General features: G+C 44.7%; 8 protein-coding genes. 5 read left to right on the forward strand and 3 right to left on the reverse strand.

Features of this window, described 5'->3' with window-relative positions; genetic code table 11:
• Positions 1-266: 266 nt before the first annotated feature.
• The 3 genes from A4S05_RS17215 to cimA all read right to left on the reverse strand — a co-directional run bounded on the left by A4S05_RS17215 (position 267) and on the right by cimA (position 5,760).
• Positions 267-2,621, reverse strand: a complete 2,355-nt coding sequence (locus tag A4S05_RS17215; RefSeq protein ID WP_069071030.1) for an arylsulfatase — start codon at positions 2,619-2,621, stop codon at positions 267-269.
• Positions 2,622-2,659: 38 nt separating this feature from the next.
• On the reverse strand, positions 2,660-3,529 hold the full coding sequence (locus A4S05_RS17220; RefSeq protein ID WP_069071023.1) for a bile acid:sodium symporter family protein: 870 nt from the start codon (positions 3,527-3,529) through the stop codon (positions 2,660-2,662).
• A 539-nt stretch (positions 3,530-4,068) separates the two neighbouring features.
• Positions 4,069-5,760, reverse strand: a complete 1,692-nt coding sequence (cimA, locus tag A4S05_RS17225) for a citramalate synthase (protein WP_069071024.1) — start codon at positions 5,758-5,760, stop codon at positions 4,069-4,071.
• Positions 5,761-5,835: 75 nt separating this feature from the next.
• Between cimA and A4S05_RS17230 the strand changes: the two genes are divergently transcribed.
• The 5 genes from A4S05_RS17230 to A4S05_RS17250 all read left to right on the forward strand — a co-directional run bounded on the left by A4S05_RS17230 (position 5,836) and on the right by A4S05_RS17250 (position 11,660).
• On the forward strand, positions 5,836-6,174 hold the full coding sequence (locus A4S05_RS17230) for a 2Fe-2S iron-sulfur cluster-binding protein (RefSeq protein ID WP_069071031.1): 339 nt from the start codon (positions 5,836-5,838) through the stop codon (positions 6,172-6,174).
• Positions 6,175-6,191: 17 nt separating this feature from the next.
• On the forward strand, positions 6,192-6,587 hold the full coding sequence (locus A4S05_RS17235) for a hypothetical protein (RefSeq protein WP_069071025.1): 396 nt from the start codon (positions 6,192-6,194) through the stop codon (positions 6,585-6,587).
• A 217-nt stretch (positions 6,588-6,804) separates the two neighbouring features.
• Positions 6,805-8,796, forward strand: a complete 1,992-nt coding sequence (gene thiO / locus A4S05_RS17240) for a glycine oxidase ThiO (protein WP_069071026.1) — start codon at positions 6,805-6,807, stop codon at positions 8,794-8,796.
• 208 nt (positions 8,797-9,004) lie between these two features.
• Positions 9,005-9,184, forward strand: coding sequence for a photosystem II assembly protein Psb34 (gene psb34, locus A4S05_RS17245; RefSeq protein ID WP_069071027.1), 180 nt, complete (start codon positions 9,005-9,007; stop codon positions 9,182-9,184).
• Between the two features lie 262 nt (positions 9,185-9,446).
• Positions 9,447-11,660 (forward strand): tetratricopeptide repeat protein, encoded by a 2,214-nt coding sequence (locus A4S05_RS17250; RefSeq protein WP_069071028.1) that lies wholly within the window; start codon positions 9,447-9,449, stop codon positions 11,658-11,660.
• Positions 11,661-12,064: the final 404 nt, after the last annotated feature.

Here is a 12,064-nt window from a genome sequence, read left to right on the forward strand (position 1 = left end):
AGTTGATTGCTATTAAAAAATCTGCATTTTTGATGTAAATATTTGTACTTTTTTTGGCAAAACGGATTTTTTGAGCCATTCTCGCACAACAGCAGTACACAGATGGTATCTAAATGCCAATAAGACAGGGACGGCATCCAAGACTGTTCGGATAAGCACTCTTCACTTTTCTTGTGGTCTGGGAAAAGGTTAAAGGGTAAGGGGTAGCTGTATTTAAAACCTTTCCCCTTTCCCCTTTAACTGAACCGTATTGCGACGACACTCACCTACTGTCGTGCCATAACAGTACGCATCTCGGCTTCTGTGTCTTGAATCAAATCTCCACTAACATCCACGATCGCACGATAAATCTTGCCTGTAAACTTGAAGGGTGGTTCATAATCGGGTGTTACAGGCGCACCAGGGGCTATCCCACAAGTCACGCCACTAGTCAGACCTAGTGCTAAGGGAGTAGTTACAGGGATATCAGCTTGTCCGACTAATTTGCCATCGATATAAAGTTGGGCGCGACCCGGCGCTCCTTTTCCCTTCGCTAAATCCGGCTGACCCGTCACTTTAAACTCAAAGCGCAACTGATGGCGACCCTCCGGGACTGACTCTACAGACTCTACATGATAGAGCGATCGCGCTACATAGTTATGAACCCAGTGCAGTTTGCCATCTTTGACATAGAAAGAGTAGCCACTATCATTACCCCCGTGAGCAAGTAATACTCCTTCTGCGCCACCGGTGGGGATTTCGACATCAACGGTAATACTATGGGGACGATTTAGCACTCTAACGGCACTATTGGCTGGAATCGCCTGAGTATCGGGATAGTAAATATAGCGGGTACGATTGACAGCAATCTGAGGACGTTCTTCTGCCAATCGTTGCGTACCACGTCCATCCACGGGCAACACATTATATTTACCCGCCTCTACATACCAAGTAGCAATCATCTCAATTAGCTTAGGGCGGTTGTCAGCAGCAATGTCGTGATTTTCCGCAAAATCCTTAGCGACATGATACAGTTCCCAATGATGGGTATCCAAGTCTGTAAGGGTTTGGGCTGAGATTGACGCACCAAAAAACTGCCCTGCTTCTGTAAATGATGGCCCAGGCCAAGGACAAACCGCCCGCCAGCCATCATAGTAAAGAGAGCGATGTCCCATCATCTCGAAATACTGGGTAAGATGCTTAGTGGGTGCGTCAGTATGATTAAAAGTATGGGCGAAGCTTACACCTTCAATGGGGGATTGAGTAACACCCTTGATAGTTGTGGGTGGTTCAATTTCTAGTAGGTCAAGCACCGTCGGTACTAGGTCAATGGCATGGGCATACTGAGTTCGGATTTCGCCTTTTGCCTCAATGCCTTTAGTCCAATGGACGATCAAAGGATCGCTGATTCCACCCCGATAGGTTTCCCGTTTCCAACGACGAAAAGGCGTATTACCTGCCCAAGTCCAGCCCCACGCATAATGGTTGAAGGTTTCTGGACTGCCTAGCTTGTCGAGTGCCTTGAGATTTTCCTCTAGGGATTCTGGCACATTGTTAAAAAACAGGTTCTCATTAACCGAACCAGTGGGCCCACCTTCCGAACTTGCCCCATTGTCCGAAATGACCATAATTACAGTATTGTCGAACTCCCCGATAGATTTGAGGAAGTCGAGTAAGCGACCAATGTGGTAGTCAGTATGGGTTAAAAAGCCAGCAAAGACTTCCATCATACGGGCATAAAGCCGTTTTTCTGCTGCTGAGAGAGTATCCCAGTGAGAGACATCGGGATCATGGCGGGAGAGTTCGGCATCGGCGGGGACGATACCCATTTCCTGCTGACGGGCAAAAACCTTTTCCCTGTAAGCTTCCCAACCATCATCAAACTGTCCGGCGTAAGCATCAGCCCATTCTTTTGGCACATGATGAGGGGCGTGCATCGCCCCAGGACAGAAATACATGAAGAAGGGCTTATCGGGGGCAACCTGCTTGGCATCAGCGATGAAGCTAATTGCTTTATCTGCTAAGTCTTCGGTTAAATGGTAGCCTTCTGCGGGGGTCTTTTCTGGCTTGACGGTGTGGTTATCATAAACCAATTCGGGATAATACTGGTGGGTTTCTCCTCCCAGAAAACCATAAAAACGTTCAAAACCGCGACCGAGAGGCCAGCGATCATAGGGGCCGGCGGCAGAAAGCTGGTCTGAGGGTGTTAAATGCCACTTCCCGATCGCATAGGTGTTATAACCCTTCTGTAGTAATATCTCCGAGAGAAACCCATTTTCAAAGGGAATATTCCCATTACCACCGGGATAACCGGTAGAACCTTCTGTAATGCAGGACATGGCATTGGAATGGTGATTGCGCCCAGTCAGCAGACAAGAACGGGTGGGTGAACACAACGCTGTCGTGTGTAAATTGTTGTAGCGCAAGCCATTGGCGGCTAATGTGTCTAGGTTGGGTGTTTTGATCGGACTTCCGTAACTCCCAAATTGGCCAAAGCCCGTATCATCGAAGACGATAAATAGCACGTTTGGTGTGCCTTCTTTGGCTCGCAAAGGTTCTGGCCAAGCAGGACTGGATTTATCAACTGTCCGTCCAATCACACCAGGGAAAGTATTTCCGGGTTTGTATTCACGAAGAGACATAAACCTAAACTCCTTATCTAGGTTGACGAGTGGCTGACTCATAACGAGTTAATTTCCCGACTCAATCCGGCTAATCTGCGCTTATTCCAGATTGAGTAAGGAAGACCTACAAAAGCTCCCAAAATTACATAAGCTACCAGTGTCGGAATCACCTGCTGCTGTATATGATTCAAAATAGCGATAAATAAAGCTAAACCAAAATTGCGAGCAATACAGAAAATTGCCAAGATAGACCGCGTATCATCATCAAGTCTGCCTAAAGCGTGTCCAATTCCTAAAGAAGCAATCACCATAATCGCGATCGCAATGAGTGGTAATTCCCCAACTTGGAAAAACAGCGGAAGCCCTAAGATGCAAGCAAAAACAACCAATACTGAAAAGACACAATTAGCAAAAAAAGTTAAATATTGGGCAATCTTTTTAGCAAATGTAGGAGCGAACTTTTGAATCAAAAGACCGAGACTGACAGGCAATAACTGTACCAGAATGACTTGCTGGGCAACTTCTGAAATTGCCACCTTTTGCGAAATATTTTTAAATAAAGTGGCGAAAATCTCTAAAGTGAGGGGAGTAACAAAAACCGCAAGTATTGCCAGGGTTACCTGAAGACTTGCTGCGTAGCATAACCTGCCTCCAGCCGTTTGCGATCGCTTAGTGCTTAGAGGCGCACCTGGTGAAGCTGCCAACAAAGCCAACCCTATCATCACTTCTGATGGTAAGTTAAACAGCTTCAGCAAGAAAATAACCACTAGAGGAACTAGCACAATAACGGCTAGAAGCACACGGAATACTAAAGCAGGTTTTCGCCAGAAGGAAAGCATCTTTTCAAAAGAGAGGTTGCTCCCTATGGCTAACATCAGAGAAAAAATAGTGACTTTAACGAGAATCAATAGTAAAGGATGATGCATACCTTTAAAATGCCTGATATTGGGTGTGGTCAACTCACCCTGAATCAATAGTTTATCTAGTCAATATTTCAACTCATCTACTAATTGAAATAGACGATAAGCAATGCATTATTTACACAAAAATCAGACTAATTTAATGATGTTGTAAGCCGGATTATATGCGGGTAAAAACTTTAGTATAAAGTTATGAAGTTCTTAGGTAACTAATCTAGCAATATCTTGAGGTTGATGAAAACTAGCATTAGAGACTTGCAGAGAAATAAGATACCAGCTAATGTAAAAGATTAACCTCAAAGCAGTTGTAAATAGTGGCTAGTAAAACACGGCGGAAATAAACCAATCATTCCAAATCAACAAAACCCTTATGCTGTATTCATTTTTAATTTTTAATTCCGCCTTGCGGTACTAGGTGGTTAAATTATCTGGATCATGATTACCCAACTGTTGATAAATAATTGTAGAAAGCGATCGCCAATGTGCGATCGCTTCCCCTTCTCATCCAAAAACGCAAACTTTTACTACACTACACGTCCCTTTTGTCAACTAGAAGCTTTCACCGCCGCTTCCGCTTGGGAGTGTAATAACAAACCATATTCCAAGCCCTCCACCACAGCTTGATAGGAAGCCGCCAAAATATTGGTAGAAACCCCTACCGTCGTCCAGCGTTGACGACCATTGCCCGATTCTACCAACACACGAGTTTTCGCCGCAGTGCCCGTATGTCCGTTGAGAATCCGTACTTTGTAATCTGTCAAATCAAAGGTTGCAATTTGGGGATAAAAGTTCACCAAAGCCTTGCGTAAAGCTGCATCCAAAGCTGCCACGGGGCCGTTACCTTCCGCCGCCTCCAAAATATTTTTCCCTTCAACAGCGACTTTGACGGTAGCTAGGGCATTGCTAGTTTCTTTCCCCTCAATCAAGTCACAGTGGACTTGAAAACCTTTGACTTCAAAAAACTTCTGGCGGTCTCCCAAAGCTTCGTGCATCAACAGCACAAAACTAGCCTCGGCTGCTTCAAATTGAAATCCTTCACTCTCTAAATCTTTGAGGCGCTGGAGAATTTCTCTGGCCTCTGCCTTTTGCTGATCCAGTTCAATTCCAAAACTGCGGGCTTTGGCTAAAACATTGCTGAGTCCAGACTGTTCAGAAATCACAATGCGGCGACGATTCCCGACTTGTTCCGGCTGAATGTGTTCGTAAGTCAGGGGATTACGTTCTACGGCTGATACATGAATACCGCCCTTGTGGGCAAAAGCCGAACGTCCCACAAAGGGAGCATGTTCATCTGGTGCAAGGTTGACAACCTCACTCACAAAACGACTAGCTTCTGTAAGTTGTGTGAGCTGGTCTTCTGTGATACAACTGTAACCCGCCTTCAGTTGTAAATTGGGAATTAACGAACAGAGGTTAGCATTACCGCAACGTTCACCATATCCGTTAATTGTACCCTGTACCATCTTTGCCCCTGCCATCACGGCGGCTATTGCGTTAGCAACCGCCATTTCCGAATCGTTATGAGTATGAATTCCAATTTGGGGCATTGGGCATTGGGCATTGGGCATTGGTGATTGGGTAGATTCTTTCCCCATGCCCCATGCCCCATGCCCCATGCCCCATTCCCCAGTTACCCTGATGACATCTTGAACAATTTGGCTAATTTCGTGAGGTAAAGTGCCGCCATTGGTATCACAGAGGACTAGCCATTCAGCACCAGATGCGATCGCAGCCTCTAATGTCTGTAAAGCATAATCTCGATTGTGCTTGTAGCCATCAAACCAATGTTCGGCATCGTAGATAATGCGACGCCCTTGAGAACGGAGGTACTCAATAGTGTCACGAATCATCGCCAAATTTTCTTCCAATGTCGTTTTGAGGCCTGTTGTAACGTGTAAATCCCAAGACTTGCCAAAAATCGTTACCCAGCGAGTTCCCGCAGCCAAAATATCCTGTAGCATCGGTTCGGTGGCGGCAGTAGAATTGGGGCGTCGAGTCGAACAAAAAGCAACAATTTCAGCTTGTTTGAGCGGATCTTCTTGAAGTTGCCAGAAAAATTGTACATCCTTGGGATTGGCACCAGGCCAACCGCCTTCAATGAAGGGAATTCCCAGTTGATCAAGTCTACGGGCAATGCGTAACTTATCTTCTATCGATACCGATAGCCCCTCGCGCTGAGTGCCATCCCGTAGTGTAGTGTCATAGAGCCAAAGTTGAGGTGAGGAATTTGTGGTCATAAAACTGGGACCGACGAGACAACTTTCAAGGCAATGTGTCAATATACAACAAAAAGCCAGTTTGGCAATTTAAAAATGCCTAAGATACTAGCTCAAGGTAAAACAATTGAGTGCGAACAGGGAACCAATCTCCGAAAAATTTTGCTGCAAAATGGTATTGAACTCTACAATGACGGTGCTAAGGTAATAAACTGTCGGGGCATTGGCAGTTGCGGTACCTGCGCGGTTAAGGTAGAGGGCAAACTATCAGCAGCGAATTGGCGTGATCGAGCACGGCGATCGCTTCCTCCCCATTCTCCTACAACAGACTTGCGTTTAGCCTGTCAAACTCAGGTTTTGGGCGATGTGAAAGTGACAAAGTTTGATGGATTTTGGGGACAAGGTTCTCGAATAGTGTGGACACCAAAAGGTTAAAAAGGAGTTAAGACAAGATGGGTAGATGGACACCTTTAATTTTAATGGCTGGAGGTTTAGCCATTCTGCTTGGTACATTACTGGGCATCAACTTTCCTATGGGCGTACAAAGCGCTAACGCTCCCAGTGACAAGAAATCACAAGTCCTGCCAGCTAATATCAATGTTAATAGCAGTGCTGGCAGCAAGAATGAGGAAACTGCAACTGAAGGAACTGAAACAACCGAAACAAACGAAAATAGACGCACTATTGTAGCCCCAAGACCTGACAACAGGAGTAGCGTTGCCCAAAATCCTTCTGATGACTCAACATCACCTGCTGACAATACAACAGACGGCACAGATACTTCCGGAACAGACACGCCATCAAACGATGTCAATCAAGGCAATGAACCAATTCGAGCTTTGTGGTAACTGAACAGTGCTGAGTTCTGTTAGCGGATAGCTAGGGTTAAGCCAGTTCCGAGTGCTGAGTAAAAAGTAAAATTAATTGCACTCAGCATTCCTGATGAAGATAGATCCGTCTTTAGTTACGAGTTATAAGTTATAAGTTATGAGTTATTAGTTATGAGTTATTAGTTATGTACTAATGATAAATGGCTAATGATAGATGACTAATGACTAATGACTAATGACTAGTGAGACTGTAATTATTGGTGGCGGCGTTGTTGGTTTAGCGATCGCCATTGAACTAAAACTGCGCGGGACACAGGTCACCGTGCTTTGTCGTGACTTCAAGGCTGCCGCTACCCACGCCGCCGCTGGGATGTTAGCACCAGATGCGGAAAACATATCTAATGAGGCAATGCGCTCCTTGTGTTGGCGATCGCGTGCTTTATATGCCGACTGGACGCGCAAATTAGAAGAACTGACCGGCTTAAATACTGGCTACCGTGCCTGTGGTATCCTTGCACCTGTTTTTGAGGAGGCAGGGGGGCAGGGGGGCAGGGGAGCAGGGGAGCAGGGGAGCAGGGGGGAAAGTCTTTCCCCTTCATCCCCGGCTTACTGGTTAAACAAAGAGGCAATTCATCAATATCAGCCAGGATTGGGAGCAGATGTAGTTGGTGGGTGGTGGTATCCTGAAGACGCACAAGTTGATAATCAGGCTCTAGCTCAGGTATTGTGGACGGCGGCTGAGTCTGTTGGTGTTGAACTCAAAGATGGCATTACAGTAGAAGCATTTTTACAACAGCAGGGACAAGTAGTTGGCGTGCAAACCAATGCTGGAATAATTCGCGCCGCGCACTATGTTTTAGCTTCAGGTGCTTGGTCAAATGAATTGTTACCATTACCTGTGCGTCCCCGAAAAGGACAAATGCTGAGTGTGAGAGTACCGGAATTTGTGCCGGAATTGCCCTTAAAGCGGGTTTTATTTGGACAGGATATTTACATCGTACCAAGACGCGATCGCCTTGTTCTTGGGGCAACCAGCGAAGACGTTGGCTTTACCCCGGACAACACCCCAGAAGGTATTCAAAAATTACTACAAGCTGCCATCCGGCTGTATCCCCAACTAAAGCATTATCCCATCCAAGAATTTTGGTGGGGATTTCGCCCAGCCACTCCTGATGAGTTGCCCATTCTTGGCACTAGCCACTGTCAAAATTTAACCCTTGCTACTGGTCATTACCGCAACGGAATTCTACTTGCGCCCATAACCGCCGCATTGATTGCCGATTTCATCTTGGAACAAAAATCTGACTCCCTACTTGCTAATTTTCACTATTCGCGTTTCCAGTCCAAGCCATCTACCTCCACGCCAATGCTGACTCACTCTGCCAATTTCTCCAATGGGCATCGTACCCTAGACACGATGAATCGCGTCTCTACAGACTCACCACTAATTATTGCTGGGAAAACCTTTCAATCTCGTTTGATGACGGGAACTGGGAAGTATCGCAGCATTGAGGAAATGCAGCAAAGCGTCGCCGCTAGCGATTGCCAGATTGTTACCGTAGCAGTAAGACGGGTACAAACCAAGGCTCCCGGACATGAAGGTTTAGCTGAAGCCTTAGATTGGACAAAAATCTGGATGTTACCCAATACCGCAGGTTGTCAAACTGCTGAAGAGGCGATTCGCGTGGCGCGTTTGGGGCGAGAAATGGCGAAATTGTTGGGACAGGAAGACAATAACTTTATAAAGTTAGAAGTAATACCAGACCTTAAGTATTTACTCCCAGATCCAATCGGGACGCTGCAAGCAGCAGAACAATTAGTCAAAGAAGGTTTTGCAGTATTGCCTTATATCAACGCTGACCCGATGTTAGCCAAGCGCTTAGAAGAAGTAGGCTGTGCTACGGTAATGCCTTTGGCATCGCCGATTGGTTCTGGACAAGGGCTGAAAACAACAGCCAATATTCAAATAATTATCGAAAATGCAGGTGTACCAGTGGTGGTAGATGCCGGTATTGGTTCACCCTCAGAAGCCGCTCAGGCAATGGAATTGGGAGCAGATGCCTTGTTGATTAATAGTGCGATCGCACTTTCTCCAAACCCAGCAGCAATGGCTCGTGCCATGAATTTAGCAACAGTTGCCGGTCGTCTAGCATACCTTGCTGGCAGAATGCCAATCAAAGATTACGCCAGTCCTAGTTCACCTCTAACTGGGACGATTACTAGTTAGTTAGGGAATGGGGAATGGGGAATGGGGAATGGGAGAAGAGTGTTTTCCCCTCTTCCCCCCGCACCCCTGCCTCTTTTCAATGCCCCATGCCCAATGCCCCATGCCCAATGCCCCATGCCCAATAATGTAACGATTTGTCTAGCAGTTTCAGAGCGGATCTAGCATTTATGTAACATTAAATGAACAATAAAGATAAAGGAATTAATTCATGCCCTATACGAATGAAGAAGGCGGTCTTCTGAATAATTTTGCCCGTGAACCAAAGATTTATCAAGCAGAACCTCCCACGGAAGGGCAAAAACGAACTTATGTCTTACTAGGAATCGCTGCTACAGCTTTGGTTGTCGGCTTGATTCTAGTCGCCTTCTTTGTTTCTAAGAGCAGTTGAGCATAAAACATTTTAATAAAATTTCAACTTTTTTACAGTTTTTCAGGTTCCAATCTTAAGAGGGGCCTGCTTTTTTATTTTTTGTTAAAATTGAATTAGCAATTAAAGTATAATTACATACTTTATTATTTATGTAGACCTGAAGGCTTAGTTTATCCTGAGCAGCACAATATCTACTTAAAAATAATTTTTATTATGAGTTTAGCCCGCTTGGATGCACCCAGAAAGGTGATATATACTGTGTTTTGGCTCTTTAGCCGCTATGAGCGTGAATGATACTGCACACAACAATAATTCTACTTGGAATCGGCAAGTATACCACCGCCTGAAACTTGCCCTAAGTCTTGGCTTACGACGACAACTTTTTTTAGCTGTATGTGATGATTTACACTTAAGAAATCAGGTAGCAGCCCGTTTGCATTCTACATTGGCTTATCCTGTTGGACAGGTGCTATATCAGTCATCAAATGCTCAGGAAAATAGCACTCCAGCTTATCCGAGATTAGTCACGTTGCGTTTGAATTTAAATGATCCTGATCCCATAGTCCAGATTAATCAATGGTTGGCTAACTATCCACCGCCAATTGTTGGGGCATCAAAAGATACGCCTGGAAGACCTTTTCCAGTACCAGCATTTCAGATTGTAGGCGTGGAGCATCTCACCAAGGAACCAGTTGCGACACAGCGGTTATTTCTGCACTATCTCCGCTCAAGCGAACAATATTTTTCTACACAAGAATCCGGTCGATTCTTAGAATCTAACTTGCTGTTGTGGATACCGCGTCCTTGGTTATCTGCTATTAAGCAATCAGCACCACAATTCTGGCGTTCTCGGACTGGTGTATTTGTGTTTGCTGGAGAACCCACACCAGCAACTCAGAATTCCGGCTATCCAGAACGTTTTTCACGTTCTGGAAGTTTGGATTTAGGAAATATTGAGCAGTCGATTTTAGATGAATCAGTTAACCAAGAAGAACTTAGAACCGCAACCACCGGGTTAAAATTTGAGAGTAATTCCGATTTTTCCGCAGAGATACAAGGGAATGGCATACATAAAACTCAGGAAGTTTCGCCATCAACAGCAGATTTATTGAAGGTTGCGCCACAACAGCAGGAAGCTACTACTAGATATGGTGGTGGGAGTAATAATCAATCGCTGTCGTCTTTATCTTATGTTAGCAGCGAGTTAACGGAGCTAGTAATCGCAACAATCAACACAAATACTGCTCAAAATACTGAGGGTTACTTACAACCGCAGCAGATTTTGTTGGAGATTGAAAAATTACACGAAAAGGAAGTTTCGGCGGAGATACTGGCAGAAGCTTATCATCGCTTGGGTACTTTATACCGTCTTCGGATTGAGCAAGGAGAGTCAACCTTAGAAAACCTGATGGTAGCAATTATTGCCTATCAGGAGGCAATAAGCTATGACGAAAGCTCACCGCAACTCCCAGATATCTTGAATGATTTGGGTACACTTTACTGGATGTTATACCGTACACCACCCAATTCGGAGGAAGGACAAACTTATATAGACCAGGCAATAGAATTTTATCAGTTGGCGTTAAAGATGATTTCGCCCCAGACACATTTGGAAACTTACGCTCGTGTGCAAAATAATTTGGGGACGGCTTATGGTGACTTAGCTCGTTTTTCTCACCCATCTGAAAATTGGCAGCAAGCAATTTTAGCTTACAGTGAAGCACTCAGCTATCGTACAGCCGATATGGATTCATTAAAGTATGCGGCTTGCCAGAACAATTTGGGTACTGCTTATTGGCATCTGGGTCAATATAATCAACCGATTGTGCATTTAAAGAAAGCGATCGCAGCTTACAATGAAGCACTTGTACACTACAACCCCGAAGAGGAGCCGCTCAAGTATGGCATGATTCAAAATAATATCGGTACTGCCTGTTGGAATCTGGCACAATACGAACAACCTGCCCAAAATCTCCAGCGAGCTATAGTTGTCTACAGCGATGCTCTCAAGTATCGCACTCCAGCTAACGTTCCTAGTGCTTGCGCCGCTACACAAAATAATCTGGGTACTGCCTACTGGCATCTAGCAAACCTATCTCAGACAACTAAAGAGGCACGGCAAAAGTATCTGAAATTATGTATCAGTGCTTATGAAGAAGCTATAGCTTTAGCTCACTCTCTTAGCGGTACTTCTTTAAGTTTTGATTTGCTTGCCTCTTATAATAATTTGGGTCTAGCCCATTATCAGCTAGTAATAGATAAGTCTTTTAATGGCGAGAAAGCAGTACGTTCTCAACACTTAGAAATAGCATTAGATAACCATTTGCAAGCCTTAAAGGGATTAAGTAAACAACCAGAGGCTTATCAAACAACCTTTGCCTACGTAGTGAAAACTATTCGTGCTTTTCATAATGAATTAGGGATACAGGGACAAAATCTAGCTTTATCTAAAGTTCCTATTCAGTTGTTACCAGAGATTTTGTCAAAATTATAATTGAAGAAGAATTCAGAAGTCAGAATTCAGAATTCAGAATCAAGACGTGACTCGAAAATACTCGCTAACGCTGCGAAGCACCGCCAGGTTCAGTTAAGGGCTAAGTGTACAAAATTGTTGGTTTTCGAGACGCGATAAATCGCCGTCTCTACAAGGATCAATCTTTTGTAGAGACGGCGATTTATCGCGTCTTTGGATCTAGAATTTTCATCAAAAAACCTTAACCGAACCGTATTGTCCTGACTCCTAACTCCTGAATTCTGTTCGATAAAAATGTAGAGAAGCGATAAATCAATCGCTTCTCTACAAAGGTTTGTTATTTTTTGAGATATAGCATTTCCTAATCACATGAGGTACATCATAGCCCCCTCCTCGCTTGCGGGGAGCAGGGTGGTTTCATACAA

Source organism: Nostoc sp. KVJ20 (assembly GCF_001712795.1).
Classification (GTDB): domain Bacteria; phylum Cyanobacteriota; class Cyanobacteriia; order Cyanobacteriales; family Nostocaceae; genus Nostoc.

Coding starts and splice junctions, on each gene's coding strand:
- thiO (WP_069071026.1), top strand. CDS start 6,805: ATGACTAGTGAGACTGTAATTATTGGTGGCGGCGTTGTTGGTTTAGCG.
- psb34 (WP_069071027.1), top strand. CDS start 9,005: ATGCCCTATACGAATGAAGAAGGCGGTCTTCTGAATAATTTTGCCCGT.
- A4S05_RS17235 (WP_069071025.1), top strand. CDS start 6,192: ATGGGTAGATGGACACCTTTAATTTTAATGGCTGGAGGTTTAGCCATT.
- A4S05_RS17230 (WP_069071031.1), top strand. CDS start 5,836: ATGCCTAAGATACTAGCTCAAGGTAAAACAATTGAGTGCGAACAGGGA.
- A4S05_RS17220 (WP_069071023.1), bottom strand. CDS start 3,529: ATGCATCATCCTTTACTATTGATTCTCGTTAAAGTCACTATTTTTTCT.
- A4S05_RS17250 (WP_069071028.1), top strand. CDS start 9,447: ATGAGCGTGAATGATACTGCACACAACAATAATTCTACTTGGAATCGG.
- A4S05_RS17215 (WP_069071030.1), bottom strand. CDS start 2,621: ATGTCTCTTCGTGAATACAAACCCGGAAATACTTTCCCTGGTGTGATT.
- cimA (WP_069071024.1), bottom strand. CDS start 5,760: ATGACCACAAATTCCTCACCTCAACTTTGGCTCTATGACACTACACTA.